This window comes from Prauserella endophytica (assembly GCF_005146945.1).
Classification (GTDB): Bacteria; Actinomycetota; Actinomycetes; order Mycobacteriales; family Pseudonocardiaceae; genus Prauserella_A; species Prauserella_A endophytica.
Map to the genome: position 1 here is coordinate 106,325 of NZ_SWMS01000011.1, position 23,845 is coordinate 130,169.

Consider the following 23,845-nt stretch of genomic DNA (forward strand, 5'->3'; position numbering starts at 1 on the left):
GTTCCTTGATCGGTACGGGCCGGAAGATCTCCGAGGAGAAGGCCGATGGTGGACAAGACTTTCGCCGGCGCGAAGCTGCGGCATCTGCGCGAGAGCCGCTCGATGAGCCAGGCGGACCTGGCGAGGCTGCTGGAAATCAGCCCCAGCTACCTCAACCAGATCGAGCACAACACCCGCCCCTTGACCGTTCCAGTGCTGCTGCGGATCACCGAGGCGTTCGGCGTCGACACCGAGTTCTTCGCCAACAACGACACCGCGCGGCTCGTCGCCGACGCGCGCGAGGCCCTGCTCGACGAGGCGATCGGGCTGGAGGCGAGCACGAGCGAGCTCAACGAGCTCGCCACCAACCTGCCCGCCATCGCGCAGGCGCTCGTGAAGCTGCACCGCTCCTACCGCAACGCCGTGGAGACCACGGCCGCGCTGGTCACCGAGAACGGCACCGGCCTGCACGGCAGCGCCGCCGCGGCGCTGCCGCACGAGGAGGTCCGTGACTTCTTCTACGAGCGGGAGAACTACGTCGCCGAGCTCGACGAGCGGGCGGAGGCCATGTCCACCGAGATGGGACTGCGGCGCGGCGACGTGCACCGCGCGCTGCTCGACCGGCTGACCGACCACTACGGCGTGACCGTGACCAGCGAGGGCATCGACGAGGCGGCGGGCCAGCAGCACCGGTACGAGCCGGACGCGCGGATCCTGCGGCTCGCGCCGAGCCTGCGCATCGGGCAGCGGGCGTTCCGCATGGCCTCGCAGATCGCGCTGCTGGAGTACGACGACCTGATCACCGAGCTCGCCGACTCGTGGGCGTTCTCCGGCCCAGCGGCCCGCTCACTGGCGAGGGTCGGGCTGGCGAACTACTTCGCGGGCGCGCTGATCCTGCCCTACGGCCCGTTCCTGTCGACGGCGGAGAAGTACCGCTACGACATCGAGCGGCTGTGCGACCACTTCGGCGTGGGCTTCGAGACCGTGTGCCACCGGCTCTCCACGCTGCAGCGGCCGAAGGCGCGCGGCGTGCCGTTCTCGTTCGTGCGCGTCGACCGCGCAGGCAACATGTCGAAGCGGCAGTCGGCGGCGGGCTTCCACTTCTCCCGCGTCGGCGGCGCGTGCCCGCTGTGGTGCATCTACGAGGCGTTCACCTCACCCGGCAAGATCATCACGCAGATCGCGACGCTGCCCGACGGCAAGAGCTACTTCTGGATCGCGCGCACGATCGCGCGCAACATCGGCGGCTACGGCAGCCCCGGCAAGATGTTCAGCGTCGGCCTCGGCTGCGAGCTCCGGCACGCGCGGCGGCTCATCTACTCCACCGGTCTCGACCTCGACGACCGGGCGGCCGCCACACCCATCGGCATGGGTTGCAAGGTGTGCGACCGCCCGGCCTGCCCGCAGCGGGCGTTCCCGACCATCGGCAAGCAGCTCACCGTGGACGAGAACACGAGCACGTTCGTGCCCTACCCCGCTGTCCCGAAGGCAGCCGACTAGGAGGGCTCACCTGACCGCAGTGAAGGCCACCTTGCCTGCGTTGAACGCAGTGAAGGTGGCCTTCACTGCAGAAGGGGCTAGGGCTCCAGGACCTGGAGGCTCCGGCGCTCGGCATCGGCGACGCTGGGGCCGCGCGGCGGGATGGTGTCGTAGACGGCCGGGTCGAGGTTCTCCACCTGGCCGCTCGCGATCGACGACAGCATGCCGTCGAGTCCGACGTAGACGGTCTGGGTCAGCTGCGTCCGGTACTTCTGGCCCAGCGTCTGCGTCTGCCCGCGCACCTCGAACAGCACCGCGCCGCTGCCGTTGAGGGCGAACGAGCCGAGCCCCGTGCCGGGCAGGTTCGTGTCCTGCGGGTACAGCGTGATGTTGCCGAAGAGCGGGTTGTTGTTGGCCCGGCCCTGCAGCGCGTTGTAGACGGCGACGTTGAGCTGCTTCGAGTACTCCAGGTCGTAGGTGTCGGCGTACTGCTCGAAGCCCGGCGTGGTGGCCGGATCGTCCACGAACCTGCCGGAGATCGACATGGTGACGAAGCGGCTCGGGTCGTCCGGCATCACGTAGCAGGCGCCCTGGTGGTGCAGGTCGACGTAGGTGTCCACCTCGCCGAACTCCGCGACGAGGCCCTTGTAGACGTCACGGACGATGCGCGACTCCGGCGTGATGTACCAGCCGGTGTCTGCCGACGTGCCGGGGAAGTCCTCCGGCTTCGGCTCGTAGGACAGGTCGGGGTTGTAGTCGCGGTTGACGTCGAAGCCGGGCCGCTGCGAGTAGTCGTCGCCCTGACGCGGGGTGGTGTAGTAGTTCCACGCGGGCTCGCTGCCGCGCAGCTGCGGGAACCGGGCGGTGACCTCGTCCCACGTCATGTCGTTGCCGCGGCGGTCGAGCTCGGCGCCGTCGGGGTTCATCTTCGGGATCGCCACGACCGTCAGTTCGGAGCGCCAGCGCTTGGCCTTGGGCGAGTCGCTGGTGCCGAGGTAGTCGAGCAGTCGCAGGATCGCGTCGGTGCCGGTCTTCTCGTTGCCGTGGATCTCGCTGGTGATCAGCACGGCCTTGGGCCCGGTGCCGACCCGCGCGGCCCAGACCTCCCTGCCCCGGTTGCTCCGGCCGACCTCGGTCACGTCGACCGCGCCACCGCTGACCCGCTCGATGCGGGCGAGCTCGATGCCCAGCTCGCTGTGGTCGGTGAACTCGTGAACGGGCAGATCGCGCGGCTCGTCGCTGCACTGCGCCGCCGCCGGGGCGCCCGGAGAGGCGGCGGGCTGCGCCATGGCCGGCGTCGTCGCGGTGACGAGCGCGAGCACGGTGGCGCCGGTGACGGCGGCCACCAGGGAACGTCTGGGCACGGCAACTCCTCAGGCTCTGCAAGGAACCCGCGCCGGAGCGCGGGTTGTCGGCTGTGGTGTTGCGGTGACGCCACCGTGACAGTTAGTTATAGCGGCTAACTACTTCAGTGGAAAGCCCCCGATGCCGGACCCCGTGCGATCCTCACCCCTCGCCGAGGGTCTTCTGCAGCGCCTTGTTCGCCTTGCGGGCCATGTCCTTGACCGCCTCGCGCCGTTCGGCGTCGGCCTCGTAGTCGGCCTTGCGGTCGCGCACCACCCGCGCCGGCGAGCCCACCGCGATGGCGTAGTCGGGGATGTCGCCGCGCACCACCGCGTGCGCGCCGAGCACGCAGCCCCGGCCGACGCGCGTGCCCTTGAGCACGGAGACCTTCGTGCCGATCCACGTGTCCGGGCCGATCCGCACCGGCGACTTGACGATCCCCTGGTCCTTGATCGGCAGGTTGATGTCCGCCGTGACGTGGTCGAAGTCGCAGATGTAGACCCAGTCGGCCACGAGGGTCGCGGCGCCGAGCTCGATGTCGAGGTAGCCGTTGACGACGTTCTGCCTGCCGAACACGGTCTTGTCGCCGATGCGCAGGGAGCCCTCGTGGCAACGGATGGCGTTGCCGTCGCCGATGTGCACCCAGCGGCCGATCTCCATCCGCCCGTAGCCGGGACGGCAGTGGATCTCGACGTTCTTGCCGAGGAAGACCATGCCGCGCAACACGATGTGCGGGTTGGCGATCCGGAACTTCAGCAGGCGCCAGTAGCGCACGAGGTACCAGGGCGTGAAGGCGCGGTTGCGCACGATCCAGCGCAGCGAGTCGGCGGTCAGGAACTTCGCCTGCTCGGGGTCCCTGCGCCCCCGCCGCCAGGCCTGAACTCGCGAGAGCACCGGCGATCCCCACATGGACGTCATGCGGTGACCGTAACCTGTCGGGGGTAGGCCGAGTTCGAGGAGTGACCTTGAGGACGAAGCTGATCATCGACACCGACCCGGGCGTCGACGACGCGTTCGCGATCGCGCTCGCGGCGCTGTCCGACGACGTGGACCTCCTCGGCGTCACCACCGTGTTCGGCAACGTCCCGCTCACGGCCACCACCCGGAACGCGCAGCGGGTGCTCGCGCTGTGCAAGCGGGACGACGTGCCGGTCGCCGCGGGCGCGGAGCGTCCCCTGGTGCATCGGCAGCCGAGGGAGGCTCGCCCGGTGCACGGCAGCGACGGGCTCTCCGGCCGCTCCGCCGCACTGCCCGAGCCCTCCCGTGAGCTGGAGTCGACCGACGCGGTCACTCTGCTCGCCTCGCTGCTCGAGGCCGCCGACGAGCCCGTGACCATCGCCCCGATCGGCCCGCTGACGAACATCGCCGCGCTGCTCGCGGCACACCCCGGCCTGGCGAGCAGGATCGGCAGGCTCGTGATCATGGGCGGCGGGCTCGCCGGGGGCAACACCACGGCGGCGGCGGAGTTCAACATCTGGAGCGACCCCGAGGCGGCGCACCGCGTGCTCGCGGGCGGCGAGGTGCCGTGCACGCTCGTGCCGCTGGACCTGACCCACCGCTGCGCGGTCGACGCCGCCTGGCTCGGCAGGCTGGCGGCCTCCGGCCCGATCGGCGCCGCGCTCGACGCACTCACCCCCGACTACCTCGCCCACTACCGCAAGGCGCTCGGCTTCGAGGGCATCGTCGTGCACGACGCGGTGGCCGTCGCCGAGGCGATCCGCCCGGGCATCCTGCGCACGGCGCCGGCCCCGGTACGGGTGGAGTGTTCGGTGGGTCCCGCCCGGGGCGCCACCATCGTCGACCGGCGCCCGCAGGGGCAGAAGGCCGACACCGACGGGCTCACCGGAGGACCGTTCACCGAGGTCGCGGTGGACACCGACCTCGAAGGGCTGCGCGAGTTCCTGCTCGACCGGCTCGCCGGACGCCGGGCGTGAGGGCCGTGCTCACCGGGACGCAACCTCGGCTCCCTATTCTGGGCTCATGACGTTGGGGGACGAACCCACCACGCACCCCGAGGACGAGGCACCGAAGTCACGTCCCCGGCGGCGAACGCTCATCGTGGCGCTCGTCGCGGCCGTGGTGGCGGCGGGCACGCTGGTGGTCACGTTGCGGCTGTCGCCGGGCGACGGCGACGTGACGGCGGCGGCCTCGGCGGGCCGGGCGGGAACGGCGGGCACCACGAGCACCACCGCCCCGCTCTCGACCACCACGGCACCGCCGACGCCGAGCCAGACCGCGGTGCCCGAGGAGACGGGCCCGCGCTTCGAGGCGTGGGTCGACGACGTGGCCGACTGGCTCGGCATCCCGAGGCGCGCGATGTACGCTTACGCGTCGGCGACCGTGCGGCTCGGTGAGGAGCAGCCCGGGTGCGACCTGTCGTGGGTGACGCTCGCGGGCATCGGCAGCACCACCACGGACCACGGCAGGGCCGGAGGCGGCGAGATCGGCCCCGACGGCACCATGGCCCGGCCGATCGGCACGATCGAGCTGCGGGACTTCTCCGGCGAGGTCATCTCCGTCGACGGCGCCGCGGGCCCGCTGCAGCTCTCCCCCGCGCTGTGGGACCGCTACCGGGTCAGCGCCTCGGACGAGGAACCCGACGTCCAGGACTTCGACGACGCCGCGCTGGCGGCGGCCCGCGCGCTGTGCGACGGCGGGCGCAACCTCGGCAACGGCCAGCAGTGGCTCGAGGGCGTGTCGGCCATCCACGACGCCCCGCTGTTCCTGCACCGCGTGCTCGCGACCGCGAACGTCTACGGCACCGTGGGCATGGCGGGCACCCCGCCCAACCGGGCCGCGCTCACGGCGGTGACCTTCGCGATCGACAAGATCGGCCTGCCGTACGAGTGGGGCGGCAACGGCCAGGAGAAGGGCGACATCGGCTTCGACTGCTCCGGCCTCACCACGGCGGCCTACGCCTCGGCAGGGGTGACGCTGCAGCGCACGGCGCACTGGCAGTACAACAGTGTCCCGCTCGTGCCCGCCGATGAGGAGCCGCGGCTCGGCGACCTGATCTTCTACGGCGACCCGGCGACGAAGATCCACCACGTCGGCATCTACATCGGCAACCAGCAGATGATCGACGCCCCGACCTTCGGCCAGGCCGTGCAGGTGCACAACTACCGCGAGCCCGGCGACAGCTTCGCGGGCGCGGGCAGGCCCACCGCGTGAGCGGACGGCTCGGGTCCGTCGGCGAGTTCTGCTGGCTGGACCTGAAGACCCGCGACGTCGAGGCCACGTCGGCGTTTCTGTCCCGGACCCTCGGCTGGGAGTTCACCGCAGGCCGGCTCGGTGAGCGGCCCATGACCCTGATCTCCACGGGCGGACACCGGATCGGCGGCGTCAGCGATCTCGCGAACCCGGTCTACCCGCCCGGCATCCCGCCGCACGTGGCCTACTACCTCGCCGTGGACGATGTCGGCGCGTGCGCGAAGGAGGCGATCGCGTACGGCGCCACGATGGTGGTGGAGCCCTGCGACGTCGGAGAGCAGGGCCGGCTGGCCACACTCGTCGACCCGGTCGGCGCGGCGTTCTCCCTGTGGCGGCCGAAGGAGTTCCGAGGGTGGACGTTCCCGCCGGGCACCCCGGCGGCGCCGGCCCGGATGGTGGTCGCGTGCGCGGAGCCCGGCCGCGCCGGGGAGTTCTACGAGCGGATGCTCGGCGCGCCCTTCACCTCGGCGGTCTTCACCGAGGCGGACGAGCCGGAACCACGGTGGGAGGCCGCGGTGGCCGTCGCGGGCGCGCACGGCCCCGCGGCCCGCGTCGTCACACCCGAGGGAATGGGCTTCCCGGTCGCCGTTCAGCAGCGGCGGGGCGACGATCGCCGGATGCCTGCCGCGCCGCGATCGCCGTCTCGCCACGAGCGTGCCTGAGGTGACTCAGCTCCCCTTGCGGAAGTACTCGACCAGCCGCGCGTAGCTGTCGTCACCGTGCCCGTTGGCGACGGCGCGGCGGACGAGTGCGAGCGTTCGTGCGGGCAGGTCGTCGTCGACACCGGCCGCCCGGCTCTCCCGCACCAGGTCGTCCACCGAGGGCAGGTGATGACGCAGGCCGCCGAACTCGAGCGCGTACTCGCCGCGGTCCACCTCGCTCGCGATCGAGGGCAGCAGCGACAGCAGCGCCGACATCGACGGATCCGCGGCCTCGAGGAAACGGGTCAGCTCGATTCCCTCGCCCGTGAGCAACGCCGCCGCGTGCAGGAAACCGTTGAGCGCACCCCACATCGTGCCGTGCACGGCCATGCCGTACAGCGTCGGCACGCCCGCGTCATCCGAGACGAGAACTCCCTTGCCGCCCAAGAGATCCAGCGCGGCGCGGAACCGGTCGTGGACCCCGCGCGAGCCGCCGTAGAACACCGTGGCGTCCGGGCGCCCGACGCCGGGGGCGATCGTCATGAGCTGCCCGTGCAGGTACTCCGCGCCGCGCTCGGCCGCCCACCGCGCGACCGAGCGGGCCTCGGCCGACGTCCCGTCGGTCAGGTTCAGCACGGCGCGGCCGGCTAGCGCGTCGCCAGCCTGTTCCAGCACCTCGCGGGCGGCGGTGTTGCCCTGAACGCTCACGACCACAAGTTGGCTCGCCGTCACCGCCTCACGCACGGTCTCCGCGACGACGGCTCCGTTCGCGGCGAGCGCGTCGGCCCGTTCGCGGGTGCGGTTCCACCCGGTCACCGGATGACCCCCGGAGAGGAACGCGCGGGCGAGCGCGGCGCCCATCTCGCCCAGGCCGAGCACGGTGACCGATTCCTTTGCCGTGGTAGTCATTCCACGACGGTAGGAGCTCGACCTTACTGGAGATCAAGGGCGACGGGCAGCTCGGTGAGACGCCACGTGCCCGGATCCGGCATGCGCGTCGCCTCGCCCGCCGCCGCCAGCCCCGGGAACCGGCGCAGCAGCGCCGCCAGCGCCACCTCGGTCTGCACCCGCGCGAGCGCGGCACCGAGGCAGAAGTGGGGTCCGTGCGCGTAACCGAGGTGCCCTGGCGCGCTCACCGCACGCGTGACGTCGAGCGTGTCGGGATCGGCGAACACGCGCGGGTCCCGGTTCACCGACGCGAGCACCACCGTCACCGAGTCACCCTTGCGCACCGGCGTTCCGGCGAGCTCGGCGTCCTCCCGCGCGAAGCGTGGCATCGTCAGCAGCTGCGGGCCGCACCAGCGCGTCAGCTCCTCGACGGCGCCGGGCAGCAGCGCCGGGTTCTCCCGCAACAGCTCCAGCTGGCCGGGGTGGGCGAGCAGCGTGGCGATGCAGTTGGCGATCAGGTTGGTGGGCGTCTGCCCGCCGAGCACGACGCTCCAGACGAGGGTGACCAGCTCGACGTCGCTGAGGCGGTCGCCGTCCTCGGCCTGCGCGCGGATCAGGTCACCGATCAGGTCGTCGGCGGGTTCGGCACGCCGGGCCGCGACGGCCTTGCGCGCTCCCTCGATGATCCCCGGGATGGCCCTGCCGAACTCCTCGCCGATCCCGGCGGCGACGGCGGTGCCGTACCCGCGCCAGCGGAGACGGTCGGCGCGGGGAATGCCGACCAGCTCGCAGATCACGTCCATCGGCAGCGGGCGCGCGAAGTACCGCAGCAGGTCCACGACACCGCCGTCGGCGCGGCCGGTCAGCTCGTCGAGCAACCCGTCGACGATCCGCTCGATGCGGGGCCGGAAGCTCTGGGCGCGGCGGGCGGTGAACGCGGGCGCGACGAGCCTGCGCAGCCGCGTGTGCTCGCCGCCCTCCATCTCCTGCATCGTCCGCATGTACGGCTTGCAGTCGTCGGGCACGTCGGGCCGCAGAGCGAAGGTCTCCTCGCTCAGCTCGAACCGGGGGTCGCTGAGCATCGCCCTCGCCTCCGCGTGCCGGAGCACGCCCCACATCGGAGCGAGCCCTGGCACGGTCAATCGGGCGACCGCCGAGCGCTCCCTGACGGGCGCGTAGGCGGTGAAGGGATCGGTGATCACCGCGGGGTCGGCCAGGGTGATCTCGGGAACGGCACTGGTCATCGATGTGCACCTCATTTGGATGTTCATATCATCTGGATGCCGAGGGTATCGCACTTACCTTTGTCGTGCGGGCGATGGCTTTCCGGCGGTTACGTAGTACTCTGAGTCGAGTAATCGGCTACGAGCACTTGATCTGGAGCGGGAATGGCAGGCCGGACGAGAGCGAACCCGCTGGCACTGGCCGTGCTGTGCCTGCTGTACGAGCGCCCGATGCACCCGTACGAGATGTCCAGCACCCTGCGCGAGCGGCACAAGGAAGACAGCATCAAGCTCAACTACGGATCGCTGTACTCGGTGGTGGAGTCACTGCGGAAGCGCGGGCTGATCACCGCTCGGGAGACCGTCCGCGAGGGCCGGAGACCCGAGCGCACCGTCTACGCCATCACCGAAGCCGGCAGCACCGAGATGACCGACTGGCTCAGCGACCTGCTCTCCCGGCCCGCCAAGGAGTTCACGCAGTTCGAGGCGGCGCTCTCGCTCATGCCGATCTTCGGGCCCGACGAGGTGATCAACCTGCTGGAGACCCGCCTGCGGTCGCTGCGGCAGCAGCAACGGGCCCACGACCAGAGCAACGCGTGGGCACCACCGAACTTCCCCCGGCTCTTCCTGATCGAGATGGAGTTCAAGTACGCGCTGCTGCGCACGGAGATCGAGTTCGTGAGCGCCCTGCTCGACGAACTGCGGTCGGGCACCTTCGAGGGCATCGCGCTGTGGCGGCGGATGCACGAGTTGCGCGAGGAGGGCCGCACGCCCGAGGCCGTCGACGAAGTCCTCGCCGAGGAGTTCAAGGAGGAGCTGAGCTGGCTGAGCGAACTGAGTGACACACAGCGGCCCGAACAGGGCTGAGGGGCTCCGGCCACGGTGCGGCAACACCACGGCCGGAACCCCTCCGACACACCGGAGTCCGGCGCTCTCGCGAAAGACCGCCGTTCCCAGCGTGCCCGCACTCGTCAGGGTAACGCGGCCGAGCGAGGCCCGGCTCCTTCCATCCACATCGGAGAAGGAGCACCACTGTGCCCACCACCAGATCAGGCACGGCCATCGAGGCCGTGAATCTCGGCAAGACCTACGGCCGGGGCGAGAAAGCCGTCCGCGCCCTGAACGGCGTGAGCTTCGCCGTGCCCACCGGCGTCGTCTTCGGACTGCTCGGCCCGAACGGAGCGGGGAAGTCCACGGCGGTCCGGATCCTCAGCACCCTGTCGAAGCCGGATTCCGGCACGGCGACCGTCGCCGGGTTCGACGTGCGACGCGATCCCGCGCGGGCGCGCCGCGCGATCGGTTACGTCTCGCAGAAGCCGGCGTTCGACCCGATGGCGACCGGCAGGGAGAACCTCGTGCTGTCCGGGCGTGTGTACGGCCTCTCCCGGCGGGACGCGCGCGAACGGGCCCGTGAACTGCTGACCCGCTTCGGACTCGGCGACGCCGCCGACCGCCTGGCCGGCAAGTGGTCCGGCGGGATGCAGCGCAAGCTCGACGTCGCGATGGGGCTCGTCCACCGGCCGCGCGTGCTGTTCCTCGACGAGCCGACCACCGGCCTCGACCCCGAGGCACGCGCCGGCCTGTGGGCCGAGATCGACCGCCTCGCGGCGGACGACGGGCTCACGGTCCTGCTCACCACCCACTACCTCGAGGAAGCCGACCGGCTGGCGGCCCGGCTCGTGATCGTCGACGCCGGCAGGGTGGTCGCCGAGGGCAGCCCCGAGCAGCTCAAGAACGAGCTGCACGGTGACAGCGTCCAGGTGGAGTTGGCCGCCGGGGACGCCGGCGATGCCCGACACCGTGCCCGGCACGCAGTTGGCGCGGTGCCGGGCGTCGCGGACGTGACCGTCGACGGCGGCGTGCTGCGCGCCCGCGTCGGCAACGGAGCCGCGGCACTGCCCGGCGTCCTCGCGGCACTCGACGCGGCCGGAGTGGTGCCGACGGCGATCACGATGGCGAGGCCGTCGCTCGACGACGTCTACCTCCGCCACGCGGGCCGCGCGTTCCGCGAGGCCGACCGGACCGAGGGGGTGCTGGTGTGACCACGTTCGCAACCCACACCGGGCTGCTGACGCTGCGCTCGCTGCGAACGCTGTCCCGCCAGCCCGCGTACCTGCTGTTCACCCTGGTGCAGCCGATGGTCTGGCTGCTGCTGTTCGGGCAGCTGTTCTCGAAGGTCGCCGAGCTGCCGGGCTTCGGCGTGGACTCGTACCTGGAGTACCTGACGCCGGGCGTGATCGTGATGACGGCGATGATGTCGGCGGGCTGGAGCGGCACGACGTTCGTCGACGACGCGGAACGCGGCGTGCTGGACCGCAACGTCACGTCGCCGCTGAGCCGGGGCTCGCTCGTCACCGGCTCGCTCGTGCACCAGGGCATCGTGACGGTGATCCAGTCGCTGATCGTCTTCGGCGTCGGGCTCCTGGCCGGGGCGCGGTACGCGGGCGGTGTGACCGGCGTGCTCGCCGTGCTGGTGTGCACGGTGCTGCTCGCCGTGGTCTTCGCGGCGCTGTCGGACGCGCTGGCGCTGCTCACCCGGCAGCGGGAGGCGCTGATCGGGGTGTCGCAGTTCCTGACGCTGCCGCTGGCGTTCCTGTCGTCGGTGATGATGGCGCCCGCGCTGCTGCCCGGCTGGGTGGCTGACGTCGCACGGTTCAACCCCGTCGACTGGGCCGCCGTCGCCAGCCGGGAGGCGCTGACGGCCGACCCGGACTGGGGCGTCGTGGCGTGGCGGGCGGGCCTGCTGCTCGCCCTCGCCGCGCTGCTCGGCTGGCTGGCCACCCGAGCGTTCCGCAGCTACCAGCGCTCCATCTGACCGCTCCCCAAGGCCACCTTTGTTGCGTTGAACGCAACAAAGGTGGCCTTGGGGGCAGGATGGGGGTGTGCGACGAGAACTCGTGATCCTCAGGCACGCCAAGTCGGACTGGCCCTACGGCGTCGCCGACGACGAACGCCCGCTCGCCGAGCGCGGTCGCCGCGACGCCCCCGCCGCGGGCCGCTGGCTGCGCGCACACGTGCCCGCGTTCGACCTCGTGCTGTGCTCCACCGCCAAGCGCGCCCGCCAGACCTGGCACCTCGTGCGGCGGGAGCTGGGCGGCTCACCCGAGGTCAACCACGACGGGCGGCTCTACGGCGCCTCGGCGGACACGCTCACCCGCATCGCCCGCGAACTGCCCGGCGACGCCCACACCGTGCTGTTCATCGGCCACAACCCCGGGCTGGAGGACTTCGTCTCCACGCTCGCGGACCGCGGCTGCACCCTCAAGACGTCCTCGATCGCGGTGCTCTCCGGCACCGGCGACTGGGCCGACGTCCGGCCGGGCTGGGCGAGCCTCGACGACGTCGCCAAACCCCGCGGCTAAACGGCCGGCTCGAAGACGCCCAGCGCGTCGTAGGCGTGCCAGGAGCCCGCGTGCTTGCCGAGCGTGAGCACGTTCTCCCCGGCCCGGAGCACGGCCACCGGGAGCGGAAGCTCTACAACGGACGGACGGAGCGGGTTGCCGGGCACCGTCGCGTCACCCTGCAGGGAGCCCTTCGTCGCGCCCTTCTCCAGTTCCACCTCGGCCACCGCGGCATCGTTGCAGGACACCGCGAGCGAACCGGGGATGCTGGCGTGGGTGTCGATGAGCCACACCGCGAGCACCAGGTCCCGCGAGGGCACGCGCTCCAGCCGGAACCGCCACCGGAACGAGTGCGCCTTGCTGCCCGCCCAGCGGTCGGCAGGGCCGGGGTGCAGGTAGGGCCAGTCGGCGGAGGGACTGCTGACGCCGTCGACGTAGTCGGCGCCGTCCGGGAACCGGCTCGAGTACTGCTGGTAACCGGCGGGCGCGAGTGCCAACTCCAGGCTCCTGCGGTCGAAGGAACCGATCACGGCGACCGGCTTGCCGCGCACGGTCACCGACTCCGCCGAGGTCGCCCGCAGGAGCGCCGACGGCCTGCTGCGGTCGCCCGCCGCGTCGACGGTCGCCACGCGGTAGTGCCACGTCCGCCCGGCGGGACCGAGCTCGGCGTGCCGGAACCGGCCGTACACCGTCTTGCCGAGCAGCGTCCCCGGCCCCGGCTCGAACGCCGGGTCCGGCGAGCCGTAGACGGCGAAGTGGTCGACCAGCGGCCGGTACGACCGCGCCGCCCACGCCAGCTCGATCCAGCCGATGCCGGTGGTGGCCGTGAGCCGCTGCACGGATTTCACCAGTGTGTTCATCACGCCTCCCGTAGGCCGGGCCTGCCGGCCTCGGTGACGAAGCGCGCGACGGTGGAGACGGCCGCCGCGTCGTCACGCTCGATGTAGTCCACGACCCTGAACTCCGACGTCAGCCTCTCGGCGTCGAGCCGGCAGTGCACGTAACCCCTGCGACCGTCGTAGAACCGCACGTGGGGGTTCGACAGCCAGAGGTCGGTGTAGCCGTCGGTGGGTGCCCCGTCGCCGTCGGACCCGATCGACCCGGTCACCAGCTCGGTGCCGATCGTCCGCGAGGACGGGTCGGTGAAGTCGGCCTTCAGCTCCGCGGCGACGTGCCGGTGGATGTCACCGGTGAACACCACGAGGTTGTCCACGCCCTCGCGCTGGACGGCGCCGAGCACGCGGTCCCGGCTCGCGGTGAAGCCGTCCCACTGGTCCATGCTGAACGTCCGGCCCGGCCCGGTGTCGCGGTCGATCTGCGCCATGACCACCTGCTGCGCGAGCACGTTCCACGTCGCGCGCGAGCGGCCGAGCCCGGCGAGCAGCCAGCGTTCCTGCTCCGCGCCGAGGATCGAGCGCCGCGGATCGGTGTGCTCGCCGCCCGCCGTGGTGTCCGAGGGGAAGTTGTCGCGGTACTGCCGGGTGTCGAGCACGTGGAAGTCGGCGAGCCCGCCCCACGTCGTCCTGCGGTACAGCCGCATGTCAGGGCCGCTCGGTAGCGATGTCCTGCGCAGCGGCAGGTTCTCGTAGTACGCGCGGTAGGCCACCGCCCGCCTGCGCTCGAAGTCCTCGGGCGAGATGCCGTACTGGGAGTGGGCGTCGGCGTAGTTGTTCTGCACCTCGTGGTCGTCCCACGTGACGATCCACGGCGCGCGGGCGTGGGCCGCGCGCAGGTGCGGATCGCTCTTGAACAGTGCGTAGCGCAGCCGGTACTGCTCGAGCGTCTGCGTCTCGGCGTCGTGTGCCGGGCCGACGGAAACGCCTTGCCGCCACAGGTTTCCCGCGTTGATCGCATATTCGTAGATGTAGTCGCCGAGGAAGAACACCAGGTCCGGGTCATCGGCCGCGAGGTGCCGGTAGGCCGTGAAGTGCCCGTGGTACCACGCCTGGCACGAAGCGAGCGCGAGCGACAGCGCGCCGCCGCGCTCGTGCGGTGCGGGCGCGGTGCGGGTGCGGCCGACAGGGCTGACGTACCCGCCCGCGCGGAAGCGGTAGAAGTACTCGTGACCCGGCCGGAGCCCGCGCACCTCCGGGTGCACCGAATGGGCCAGTTCCGCCGACGCGAGCGCCCTGCCCCTGCGGACCACGCGGCGGAACCGCTCGTCCTCGGCCACCTCGTACTCGACGGTGACCGACCGCCGCGACATGCCGCCGTGCCCGTCCTCGGCGAGGGGTTCCGGGGCGAGCCGGGTCCACAGCACGACGCCGTCGGGTTCGGGATCCCCCGACGCGACGCCGAGTCCGAACGGGTCGGCGGTCACCCGCCCCTCCCCGCCGGGAGCGGCCGAGGCGGACGTTCCGGTGCCCAGCGCCAAGGCCGCCGCGCTGACCCCGGTCAGGCCCAGGAAGGACCGCCGGTCGATACCCACTCTGTCGTCGTCGGACATGGCGTCAGCGTTGCCGACGATCATGAGCAGGAGGTGAAGGACAAGCGAACCCCTGTGGGCCGCGAGCCGTGCACTCCAGACCGCGAGTCCCCCACTCCGGCGCGCGAGTCCCCCACTCCGGCGCGCGAGTCCCCCGCTCAGAACGCCGAGTTCTGCGTTCAAGACCGCGAGTTCTGCCTTCAGGACAGTGAGTGGCGGCGGTCGCGGGGGGCGAGGTGAATCACGCCGCGTGCCAGAACGGGGGACTCGCGGGCAGGAACGGGGGACTCGCGGGCAGGAACGGGGGACTCGCGGGCCGGAACGGGGGACTCGCGCGCGGCGTCAGGCGGGGATCCGTTCCGCTCGGCAGAGGAAGGCCATGGGTGTGCGGCCGATGCGGGTGAGCACGACGCTCGCCTCCTCGGTCCCCTTGGGCTTGAGCCTGCGGCGCAGCGCGTTGGGATCGATGTCCAGGCCGCGCACGAGGATCTCGACGCGCCCGATGTCGTGCCTGCGCAGTGTCGCCCGCAGGCCCTTCTCGCTGTAGTTGTCGAACTCCAGCACGCGGAACGCCCGCACGCCCGGCGGCGGCGTGTCACCCGTGAGGTAGGCGATCCGCTCGTCGAGCTGCCACAAGCCGTGCCGCGCCCCGTAGTGCCGCACGAGCCCCGCTCGCACCACGGCGCCGTCCGGGTCGACGATCCACTCGCCCGGCTCCCCCACCCCGGCGTCGTCGGGGTCCGCGTCCGTGACCGTCCACTGTGTCCCGTCGGAGCGCAGCACGGTGGCCCGGCGCGCCACCGTGGCGAGCCCGTCGCTCCACAGGCACGCCTCGCGCACCTGGCCGTCGAGCGAGATCAGCTCCACCTCGCGCGCCCACGGCACGGCGGCCGGGTCGATACCCGGGGCGCATTTGACCACCAGATCACGGCCCGCGTAGGCGCCCGCGAGGTCGTCGAGAGCGGGAACGAAGTCCTCCGGCCGCCACGTCCTGCGCCCCGAGGAGTCCCTGCGCGCCGGATCGGCCACCACCACACAGTCCCTCGTCACCGGCCGCAGGACGTCGGCCCGCGCCAGAAGCGGCGACACCCCCGCCCGTTCGCAGTTGTGCGCGGCCATCGCGAGCCTGACCTCGTCCACATCGGACCCGACACACCGTGCCGCGCTGCCCGCCAGTTCCACCAGGTCGGCGCCGACCGAGCAGGTCACGTCGTGCACGTCGCGGCCGGAGAGCCTGCGCGCCCGGTACGCGGCGACCGGCGCGGCGCTCGCCTGCTGCAGGGCGTCACCGGTGAACAGCCACCCGCCCGCGTCCGCCAGCTTGGTGACGGCCTTGCGCCGCAGCACCACGGTCTCCAGCGCGGCGGCGTAGCGGTCGCCCACGAGCCGCCGGGCCGTGCCGACGTCGGCGATCCGGCTCGCGTCGGTCAGCGGCAGTTCTGCACACGCCGCGAGCGCCTTCTCGCCCTGCGCCGATCGCAGAAAGGCGACGTCGTCGAGCGAGAAGGCGTACGGCAACTACGGTTCCATCGGGGCGGGCGGCTTGGTGCCGGTGATCATCACGTTGTAGAACAGCTCGCGCGGCAACACCTTCGAGAGCAGCTTCTTGTCCACAGCGGACAGTCGAAGCCACATGTGGTAGGCGAAGAGACGCCAGCGCACGGTGAGCTTCTCCTGCGGGACGGCCGCCTCGAACGTGCGCACCGGCCAGCCCACGAGCGCCGCGCTGAACTCGTCGGTCACGGCCTTGACGTCCACCGCGCCCGCGCCGAGCGCCGTGCGCTCCAGCTCCGAGGGGTCGAACGTGTGCAGGTCGACCACGGCTTCGAGCGCCGCCGCACGGGAGGACTCGTCGAGCTCCTCCTGCGGCCGCCGCCACTCCCGCAGCGCGGGCAGCTTCGTGACGTTGGTGGTGAGCCACCAGGTCAGCTGCCCGAGCTTGCGCGCGTAGAAGTCACCGATCTTGGTCGGCTCCCCCGCGAAGACGAACCGTCCTCCCGGCTTGAGCACGCGCAGCACCTCGCGGAACGCGGCCTGCACGTCCGGAATGTGGTGCAGCACGGCGTGGCCGACGACGAGGTCGAAACTGTTGTCGTCGTAGGGGATCCGCTCGGCGTCGGCGACCCGGCCGTCCACGTCGAGGCCCAGCTTCTCGGCGTTGCGCAGCGCCACCTGGACCATGCCGGGCGAGAGGTCGGTGACCGAGCCCTTCTTGATCACGCCGCCCTGCATGAGGTTCAGCAGGAAGAAACCGGTGCCGCTGCCCAGCTCCATCGCCGTCGGGTAGGGCTGGTCCTGCTCACCGGCGACCGCGTTGAACACGTCCGTCGCGTAGGCGATGCAGCGCTCGTCGTAGGAGATCGACCACTTCTCGTCGTAGGTGCCCGCCTCCCAGTCGTGGTAGAGCACGTTGGCGAGCTTCGGGTCGCCGTAGGCGGCGCGCACCTCCTCGGCGCTCGCGTGCGGGTTCGGCGCGGGGTCGATGACGTCCGTCACGTCACTTCCCCTCGAAGGTGGCCTTGCCCGGACCGTTCTCGATGAACGACTGCATGCCGGCGGTCTGGTCCTCGGTGGCCCACAGCGCCGTGAACAGCTGGGTCTCCAGCTTGAGCCCGTTGCGCAGGTCCTGGTCGAGCCCGCCGTCGATGGCGGCCTTGGCGGCCCTGAGCGCCACGGCCGGGCCGTTCACGAACTGCGCGGCCCACTTGTGCGCCGCCGAGTAGACGTCGTCGGGGGCCACGACCTCGTCGACGAGCCCGATCGCCAGCGCCTCCTCTGCCTTCACGAACCGGCCGGTGTAGACGAGATCCTTGGTCTTGCTCGGGCCGATCAGCCGGGCCAGCCGCTGCGTGCCGCCCCCACCGGGGATGATGCCGAGCTGGATCTCGGGCTGGCCCACCTTCACGTTGTCGCCGATCACCCGACGGTCGGCGGTGAGCGCCAGTTCCAGCCCGCCGCCGAGCGCGTAGCCGGTGACGGCGGCGACCGTGGGCTTCGGCAGCTCGGCGATCACGGTCAGCGAGGCCGTCAGCTCGGCGCCGAACTTCGAGATCTCCACGTAGGACTTGGTGGCCATCTCCTTGATGTCCGCGCCGCCCGCGAAGGTCTTCTCGCCGCCGTAGAGGATCACGGCGCGGACGTCGCCGCGGTCGGCGGCCTCCTCGGCGGCCTCCCTGAGCTCCGCCTGCACCTGGTAGTTCAGTGCGTTGACCGGCGGGCGGTCGAGCCGGATCGTGCCGACCCCCGCTTCGACCTCGAGACGTACGAACTCGCCCACGCCATCCTCCTTGACTGCTAGATGTTCACCGCACGTTACCGGCGCCGGGCGAAGAATCGATCACCCGAACGTTCCAGAAGCAGGTCCTGCCCGAAGGTCGCGGACAGGTTCTCACTGGTCAGCACGTCGTCGAGCAGGCCGGCCGCCACCGCGCGGCCCTCGCCGAGCAGCAGGGCGTGCGTGAAGCCGGGCGGGATCTCCTCGACGTGGTGGGTCACCAGAACCATCGCGGGGGCGTCCGGGTCGAGCGCGAGTGACGAAAGCCGCGCCACCAGGTCCTCGCGGCCACCGAGGTCGAGGCCCGCGGCGGGCTCGTCGAGCAGGAGCAGCTCCGGGTCGGTCATCAGCGACCGGGCGATCAGCGTGCGTTTGCGCTCGCCCTCCGACAGGGTGCCGTACATGCGGCCTGCGAGGTGGCCGATGCCGAGCGCGCCGAGCAGGTCGTCGGCGCGATCGGTGTCGAGCGAGTCGTAGACCTCGCGCCAGCGGCCGAGCACGGCGTAGCCCGCGCTGACCACGACGTCGCGGACCTTTTCCTCCGGCGGCACGCGCCCGTTGATCGCGGCGGAGGTGAACCCGATGCGGGGCCGCAGCTCGAAGACGTCCACGCGGCCGAGCCGCTCGCCCAGCACATGGACCGTGCCGCTCGTCGGGTGCAGCTCCGCGGCGGCCAGCTTCAGCAGCGTCGTCTTGCCCGCGCCGTTGGGCCCGAGCACCACCCAGCGTTCGTCGAGCTCCACCGACCAGTCGAGGTCGGCGAGCAGCTTGTTGCCGCCGCGCCGCACCTCGACGCCCGACAGGTGGACGACGAGATCGTCGAGGTTCTCCTGCACCGAGTTCACGTGGGCCATTGTCACCGACTCACCACGCACCGCTCGCACGACCCCGTGTCACGCGAGGACGACCTTTCCCAGCTCGGCGGGGCTGGCGAGCAGGCGATGTTTCGGCAGCACACGCACCGTGTAGCCCAGCGCGCCCGCGTGCGGCAACCGCAACGTGGCGTCGAACACACCGCGGCCGGCAGGCCGCATCGGCACGGTCACCACGTCCTCGAGGTCGTCGGTGTCCCCGACCCGGCCCACCACCGCCTGGACGTCCACTTCGGACTCGTCGAGCCCCGCGAGGTCGACCCCGGCCCGTACCCGCACGTCCCCGCCGACCACGAGCGCGTCGGCGCCCTCGACCACCAGCTCCGTGTCGAGCACGCGCACCCGGTTCCACGCGAGGTCCAGCCGCGTGCGGTACCCGGCGAACGCGCGGGAGCCGGCGTAGCCGTCCCGGCTCGCCTCGGCCACCATCGTCGCCGCGGGCAGGTAGTACGACTCGACGTACTCGCGCACCATCCGCGAGGCCTGCACGCGCGGGCCGAGCGTGCGGAGCGTGTGCCAGATCATGGACATCCAGCCCTTGGGCACGCCGGTGGCGTCGCGGTCGTAGAACAGCGGCGCGATCTGCTGGCCGAGGAGGTCGTACAGCGCGTCGGCCTCCAGGTCGTCGCGCAGCAGCGGGTCGGTGACGCCGTCCGCGGTGGGGATGGCCCAGCCGTTGCTGCCGTCGTAGTACTCGTCCCACCAGCCGTCCCTGATGGAGAGGTTGAGACAGCCGTTGAGAGCGGCCTTCATGCCCGACGTTCCACACGCCTCCAGCGGCCGCGTCGGGTTGTTCAACCACACGTCGCAGCCCCGGTAGAGGTAGCGCGCCATCGACATGCCGTAGTCGGGCAGGAAGACGATCCGCTGGCGCACCGCGGGGTCGTCGACGAAGCGCACGATCTGCTGGATGAGCGCCTTGCCGCCCTCGTCGGCCGGGTGGGACTTGCCCGCGACCACGATCTGGATGGGCCGCTCTTCGTCCAGCAGCAGGGCCCGCAGCCGCTCGGGGTCGCGCAGCATCAGCGTGAGCCGCTTGTAGGTCGGCACGCGGCGGGCGAAGCCGACCGTCAGCACGTCAGGGTCGAAGATGCGCTCGGTCCAGCCCAGCTCCAGCGCGGACGCACCCCGCTGCAGCCACGCGTCGCGCGCGCGGCGGCGCACCTCGGCGACGAGGTTGCCGCGCAGCTCGCGGCGCAGCTCCCACAGCTGCTCGTCGGTCACCGACTCGTCGATGCCGGCCTCGTGCCCGTCGTGACCCCACTCCTCGTCGCTGCCGCCGAGCAGCGCGCTCATCTCCCTGGCCACCCACGTCGGCCCGTGCACGCCGTTGGTCACCGAGCTGATCGGGACCTCGGCGACGTCGAAGCCCGGCCACAGGTTGGCGAACATCCGCCGCGACACCCGGCCGTGCAGCGCGGAGACGCCGTTGGCGCGCTGGGCCAGCCGCAGCCCCATGTGCGCCATGTTGAACATGCCGGGGTTGTCCTCGGCGCCCAGCGCCAGCACCCGCCGAGGGTCGACGTTCGGCAGCAGCCGCCCGTCGCCGAAGTAGTGCTGCACCAGGTCGACGGGGAACCGGTCGATCCCGGCCGACACCGGGGTGTGCGTGGTGAACACCGTCCCCGCGCGCACCGCCGAGAGCGCCTCGTCGAAGGTCAGCTGCCCGTCAGCGAGGATCTCGCGAGCCCGTTCCAGGCCGAGGAACCCGGCGTGGCCCTCATTGGTGTGGAACACCTCGGGCTGAGGGTGCCCGGTCAGCTCGCAGTAGCGCCGCACCGCGCGCATCCCGCCGATGCCGGCGAGGATCTCCTGCCGGATGCGGTGGTTGGCGTCGCCGCCGTAGAGGCGGTCGGTGACACCGCGCAGGTCCTCGTCGTTGCTCTCGACGTCGGTGTCGAGCAGCAGCAGCGATACGCGGCCGACGCTCGCCTTCCAGATCTGCGCGTGCAGCTCGCGGCCGCCGGGCATCGCGACGTGCACCACCACGGGCTCGCCCGACGGCTCGGTGAGCAGCTCCAGTGGCAGCCCGCTCGGGTCGATCACCGGGTAGTGCTCGATCTGCCAGCCGTCGAGCGAGAGCGACTGGCGGAAGTAGCCCGCCCGGTAGAGCGGTCCGACGCCGATCATCGGCACGCCGAGGTCGGAGGCGGCCTTGAGGTGGTCGCCCGCGAGCACGCCGAGGCCACCCGAGTAGTTCGGCAGTGCCTCGTGCACGCCGAACTCCATCGAGAAGTAGGCGATGGCGTCCGGCGCCCGGTGCCCGTTCTCGTCCCCGGCTGCCCTGCGCTGGTACCAGCGCGGCTCGGTGAGGTAGCGCTCGAGATCCTCGATCGCGTCCCTCGTCCTGGCGAGGAAGTCCTCGTCGGCGGCGAGCTCCTCCAGGCGCGCCGCCGGGATCTCGGTGAGCATCCGCAGCGGGTCCCGGATGCGCCGGAACAGGGCGTCGTCCATGGAGGCGAACAGGTCGCGGGTCGGCGGATGCCATGTCCAGCGCAGGTTGGTCGCCAGCGCCGTCAGGCCCGTCAGCTGATCAGGCACGCGTGCGTGCACCGTGAACCGGCGGACTGCTCTCATGAAGAGCGACCATACTGACTTCTCCTGATCGGTGATTCCGCGCGTACGCACGAAGGTCACTCAGTAAGGTGCGGTTCATGAACAACACTGGGGGGCGCGGCGCCCGTCGCAGAGCGCTGATCACCGGGCTCACCGCCGTCGCCGCGCTGCTGGCGACCGCGTGCGGCGAGGAGACCAGGGGGCAGCTGCAGACCGCGGGCGACATCGCCGGTCTGCCCGTCACGCACTTCGAGAGCGGCCTCAAGCCAGACGCCCCCAAGCCGGAGCTGCGGGTACGCAACGCGAGCGACAGCCAGGAGGACCAGCTGGCGATCGCCGCGATCGCCGACGTCAGTGACTACTGGGCGCAGGAGATGCCAGTCCACTGGGGCGAGGAGTTCCAGCCAGTCGCGCAGCTGTTGTCGTACGACCCGAACGAGGCCGAGATCGAGGTCTGCGGCGCCACCACGGCCGACGCGGCGATGAACGCCTTCTACTGCCCGCCGGAGGACCTGGTCGCGTGGGACCGGGGCCTGCTGCTGCCCCTGCTGCGGGAGCGGTTCGGGCCGATGGCGATCGTCACCGTGCTCGGCCACGAGTTCGGTCACGCCATCCAGTTCCGGCTCGGCGACAAGGCCGGTGTGGACGAGTCGACCTCGACGATCGTGAAGGAGCAGCAGGCCGACTGCTTCACCGGCTCCTACTTCCGCTGGATCGCCGAGGACAAGAGCAAGTACTTCACGGTGTCCACTTCGGAGGGCCTGAACCAGGTGCTCGCGTCGATGTTCTTCATCCGCGACGAGGCGGGCCAGTCGGCCTCCGAGCAGGGCGCGCACGGCACGGCGTTCGACCGCACCTACGCCTTCCAGCTGGGCTTCGAGCAGGGCGCCAAGGAGTGCGCCGGCATCAACCAGGAGAACGTCGACGCCCGCATCACGGAGCAGCCGTTCCACTCCGGTGACGACGGGTCGGGCGACATCACGATCGACGAGCGGAGCGTCGGGCTGCTGCAGCAGAGCCTCGACGAGGCGTTCGCGGGCGCAGGCGTGGAGCCGCCACAGATCGTGGACGACGGCGGCGAGTGCGACAGCGGCAACAGCACACCGCCCGCGTCGTACTGCGCCGACACCAACACGGTGAGCATCGACATGGATGAGCTCGCCGCGATCGGCCAGCCCGTGGACCGGGCGGCCGAGTTCCAGGGCACCGAGTCGGCAGGCGGGCTCGGCGACTTCGCCGCCTTCAGCGAGATCGCCTCGCGCTACACGCAGGGGATCCAGAAGGGCGTGGGGGCGTCGCTGGACAGCGCCAACGCGGGCCTGCGCACGTCCTGCCTCGTCGGCGCGTGGGCCGGGGTGATCAAGGACCCGGGCAGCGGCAACACGCTCGTCCTCTCCTCCGGTGACCTCGACGAGGCCATCGCCGAGCTGCTCCAGCCGCGCAGCCTGCTCGCCGCCGACGTGAACGGCCACCCGGTCGCCAACGGATTCGCCCGCGTCGAGTCGCTGCGGCTCGGCTACTTCGAGGGCTCCTCGGCCTGCACGCAGAACTACGGCTGACCGCGCTCAGCGAAACGGCCCCTCCCCTGCGCGGGTGAGGGGCCGTCGCCGTGTTCGGCTCAGAACAGGGCGCTGGCGAGGTCGCGGCGCGCCTTGATGACCCGCTCGTCGGCGGGGTCGAACAGGTCGAACAACCCCACGAGGTGCTCCCGGACCCGGTTGCGGTCGTCGCCGCTGGTGCGCCGGATGGCCGCGATGAGGCGGGCGAATCCGTCCTCGACCTGGCTCTGTGCGACCTCGAAGTCGGCGGCGGCGAGCTGGGCGTCCAGGTTGCCGGGGTCGGCCTCGGCCTTGGCCACCGCCGAGGGGTCGGTCTGGGTCGCCCGCGCGGCGAAGCGGACCTGCACGAGCGCGGCCTTGGCCAGCTCGTTGCCGGGCTCGGTGTCCAGGATGCGCTGGTAGGCGGCTTCGGCGGCGGCGAAGTCACCGCGCTCGAAAGCCTCCTCCGCCTCGGTGAAGCGCGGGTCCTCGGGCTCCTCGACGGGCTCGCCACCACCCTGCTCGGCCGCCCTGATGCCGGGCAGCTTGTCGCGCAGCGCGTCGCGCAGCTGCTGCAGCCACTGCCGGATCTGCGGCTCCGGCAGCGCCCCCGAGAAGGCGTCGACGGGCTGCCCGCCCGCGATGGCGACCACCGTGGGGATCGACTGCACCCCGAACAGCTGCGAGATGCGCGGGTTGGCGTCCACGTCGATCTTGGCGAGCACCCACGCGCCGTTGCCCTCGGCGGCCAGCTTCTCCAGCACCGGGCTCAGCTGCTTGCACGGCCCGCACCAGTCGGCCCAGAGGTCCACGACCACCAGGTTCTGCAGCGACCGTTCCACGACCTCGGCCTGGAACGTCGCCTCTGAGACGTCGATGACGTGCGGGCCGCCGCCTCCGGCAGGCGGCCCCGCCGGCTGCGCACCGTCCTGCGGCGGCTGCTGGCGGGCCGCGTCGGCCCGCGCCTTGAGCCCGGAGAGGTCGACCGCGCCGGAGAGCGCCGCGGACACCGCGGGCGAGTTTCCTGCTGATCCACGTGGCTGTGTCACGGTTCCATCCTGGCACGGACGCGCGG

At 71.6% G+C, this 23,845-nt stretch carries 21 protein-coding genes; 9 read left to right on the forward strand and 12 right to left on the reverse strand.

The window, feature by feature from the left end:
* The first annotated feature begins 48 nt into the window (after window positions 1–48).
* Window positions 49–1,479, forward strand: a complete 1,431-nt coding sequence (locus tag FCN18_RS20470) for a short-chain fatty acyl-CoA regulator family protein (protein WP_137095929.1) — start codon at window positions 49–51, stop codon at window positions 1,477–1,479.
* Window positions 1,480–1,556: 77 nt separating this feature from the next.
* Here FCN18_RS20470 and FCN18_RS20475 read toward each other — a convergent pair whose 3' ends face one another.
* Window positions 1,557–2,747: a M14 family zinc carboxypeptidase gene (locus FCN18_RS20475; RefSeq protein ID WP_137095930.1), complete on the reverse strand. Its 1,191-nt coding sequence runs from the start codon at window positions 2,745–2,747 to the stop codon at window positions 1,557–1,559.
* A 217-nt stretch (window positions 2,748–2,964) separates the two neighbouring features.
* Window positions 2,965–3,720: an acyltransferase gene (locus FCN18_RS20480; protein WP_113641201.1), complete on the reverse strand. Its 756-nt coding sequence runs from the start codon at window positions 3,718–3,720 to the stop codon at window positions 2,965–2,967.
* Window positions 3,721–3,767: 47 nt separating this feature from the next.
* Here FCN18_RS20480 and FCN18_RS20485 point away from each other — a divergent pair, with 47 nt between their 5' ends.
* The 3 genes from FCN18_RS20485 to FCN18_RS20495 are packed head-to-tail and all read left to right on the forward strand — an operon-like array spanning window position 3,768 to window position 6,674.
* Complete coding sequence (locus tag FCN18_RS20485) at window positions 3,768–4,736, forward strand: nucleoside hydrolase (protein ID WP_137095865.1); 969 nt, start codon at window positions 3,768–3,770, stop codon at window positions 4,734–4,736.
* 46 nt (window positions 4,737–4,782) lie between these two features.
* Window positions 4,783–5,973, forward strand: coding sequence for a C40 family peptidase (locus FCN18_RS20490; protein WP_137095866.1), 1,191 nt, complete (start codon window positions 4,783–4,785; stop codon window positions 5,971–5,973).
* The gene (locus FCN18_RS20495) at window positions 5,970–6,674 is read left to right on the forward strand and encodes a VOC family protein (protein WP_137095867.1); all 705 of its coding nucleotides are present in this window, start codon (window positions 5,970–5,972) and stop codon (window positions 6,672–6,674) included. Before FCN18_RS20490 ends, FCN18_RS20495 begins: the two co-directional genes overlap by 4 nt.
* A gap of 6 nt (window positions 6,675–6,680) precedes the next feature.
* Here FCN18_RS20495 and FCN18_RS20500 read toward each other — a convergent pair whose 3' ends face one another.
* The gene (locus FCN18_RS20500) at window positions 6,681–7,562 is read right to left on the reverse strand and encodes an NAD(P)-dependent oxidoreductase (protein ID WP_137095868.1); all 882 of its coding nucleotides are present in this window, start codon (window positions 7,560–7,562) and stop codon (window positions 6,681–6,683) included.
* A gap of 23 nt (window positions 7,563–7,585) precedes the next feature.
* Window positions 7,586–8,785 (reverse strand): cytochrome P450 family protein, encoded by a 1,200-nt coding sequence (locus tag FCN18_RS20505; RefSeq protein WP_137095869.1) that lies wholly within the window; start codon window positions 8,783–8,785, stop codon window positions 7,586–7,588.
* Between the two features lie 144 nt (window positions 8,786–8,929).
* On the opposite strand from FCN18_RS20505, the gene FCN18_RS20510 reads away from it, so the two are divergent.
* The 4 genes from FCN18_RS20510 (at window position 8,930) to FCN18_RS20525 (ending at window position 12,126) form a co-directional block, all read left to right on the forward strand.
* Window positions 8,930–9,631, forward strand: coding sequence for a PadR family transcriptional regulator (locus FCN18_RS20510; RefSeq protein WP_112272805.1), 702 nt, complete (start codon window positions 8,930–8,932; stop codon window positions 9,629–9,631).
* 167 nt (window positions 9,632–9,798) lie between these two features.
* Window positions 9,799–10,806 carry an ATP-binding cassette domain-containing protein gene (locus tag FCN18_RS20515; protein WP_137095870.1) on the forward strand — a complete coding sequence of 336 codons (1,008 nt, stop codon included), beginning with the start codon at window positions 9,799–9,801 and terminating at the stop codon, window positions 10,804–10,806.
* Window positions 10,803–11,579: an ABC transporter permease gene (locus FCN18_RS20520; RefSeq protein WP_137095871.1), complete on the forward strand. Its 777-nt coding sequence runs from the start codon at window positions 10,803–10,805 to the stop codon at window positions 11,577–11,579. Before FCN18_RS20515 ends, FCN18_RS20520 begins: the two co-directional genes overlap by 4 nt.
* Before the next feature lie 67 nt (window positions 11,580–11,646).
* The gene (locus FCN18_RS20525) at window positions 11,647–12,126 is read left to right on the forward strand and encodes a SixA phosphatase family protein (RefSeq protein ID WP_199542470.1); all 480 of its coding nucleotides are present in this window, start codon (window positions 11,647–11,649) and stop codon (window positions 12,124–12,126) included.
* On the opposite strand, the gene FCN18_RS20530 is transcribed toward FCN18_RS20525, so the two are convergent.
* The 7 genes from FCN18_RS20530 to glgP form a co-directional block, all read right to left on the reverse strand.
* Window positions 12,123–12,965, reverse strand: a complete 843-nt coding sequence (locus FCN18_RS20530; RefSeq protein WP_112272813.1) for a polysaccharide lyase family protein — start codon at window positions 12,963–12,965, stop codon at window positions 12,123–12,125. The two genes, FCN18_RS20525 and FCN18_RS20530, sit on opposite strands and share 4 nt — an antisense overlap.
* Complete coding sequence (locus FCN18_RS20535; RefSeq protein WP_113641227.1) at window positions 12,965–14,551, reverse strand: alkaline phosphatase D family protein; 1,587 nt, start codon at window positions 14,549–14,551, stop codon at window positions 12,965–12,967. The genes FCN18_RS20530 and FCN18_RS20535 overlap by 1 nt, the downstream gene beginning before the upstream one ends.
* 321 nt (window positions 14,552–14,872) lie before the next feature.
* The gene (locus FCN18_RS20550) at window positions 14,873–16,048 is read right to left on the reverse strand and encodes a class I SAM-dependent methyltransferase (RefSeq protein ID WP_137095873.1); all 1,176 of its coding nucleotides are present in this window, start codon (window positions 16,046–16,048) and stop codon (window positions 14,873–14,875) included.
* The gene (locus tag FCN18_RS20555) at window positions 16,049–17,026 is read right to left on the reverse strand and encodes a class I SAM-dependent methyltransferase (RefSeq protein WP_112272817.1); all 978 of its coding nucleotides are present in this window, start codon (window positions 17,024–17,026) and stop codon (window positions 16,049–16,051) included.
* 1 nt (window position 17,027) lies between these two features.
* Complete coding sequence (locus FCN18_RS20560; RefSeq protein ID WP_112272819.1) at window positions 17,028–17,807, reverse strand: enoyl-CoA hydratase/isomerase family protein; 780 nt, start codon at window positions 17,805–17,807, stop codon at window positions 17,028–17,030.
* Window positions 17,808–17,842: 35 nt separating this feature from the next.
* On the reverse strand, window positions 17,843–18,649 hold the full coding sequence (locus tag FCN18_RS20565) for an ABC transporter ATP-binding protein (RefSeq protein WP_407675787.1): 807 nt from the start codon (window positions 18,647–18,649) through the stop codon (window positions 17,843–17,845).
* Between the two features lie 48 nt (window positions 18,650–18,697).
* A complete protein-coding gene (gene glgP, locus FCN18_RS20570) occupies window positions 18,698–21,253 on the reverse strand; it encodes an alpha-glucan family phosphorylase (protein WP_113641191.1) in 2,556 nt (851 codons plus the stop codon).
* Window positions 21,254–21,330: 77 nt separating this feature from the next.
* Here glgP and FCN18_RS20575 point away from each other — a divergent pair, with 77 nt between their 5' ends.
* Window positions 21,331–22,791, forward strand: coding sequence for a neutral zinc metallopeptidase (locus FCN18_RS20575; protein WP_137095874.1), 1,461 nt, complete (start codon window positions 21,331–21,333; stop codon window positions 22,789–22,791).
* Between the two features lie 59 nt (window positions 22,792–22,850).
* Here FCN18_RS20575 and FCN18_RS20580 read toward each other — a convergent pair whose 3' ends face one another.
* Entirely contained in the window at window positions 22,851–23,819 is a 969-nt protein-coding gene (locus FCN18_RS20580; RefSeq protein WP_137095875.1) for a tetratricopeptide repeat protein, read from the reverse strand.
* Window positions 23,820–23,845: the final 26 nt, after the last annotated feature.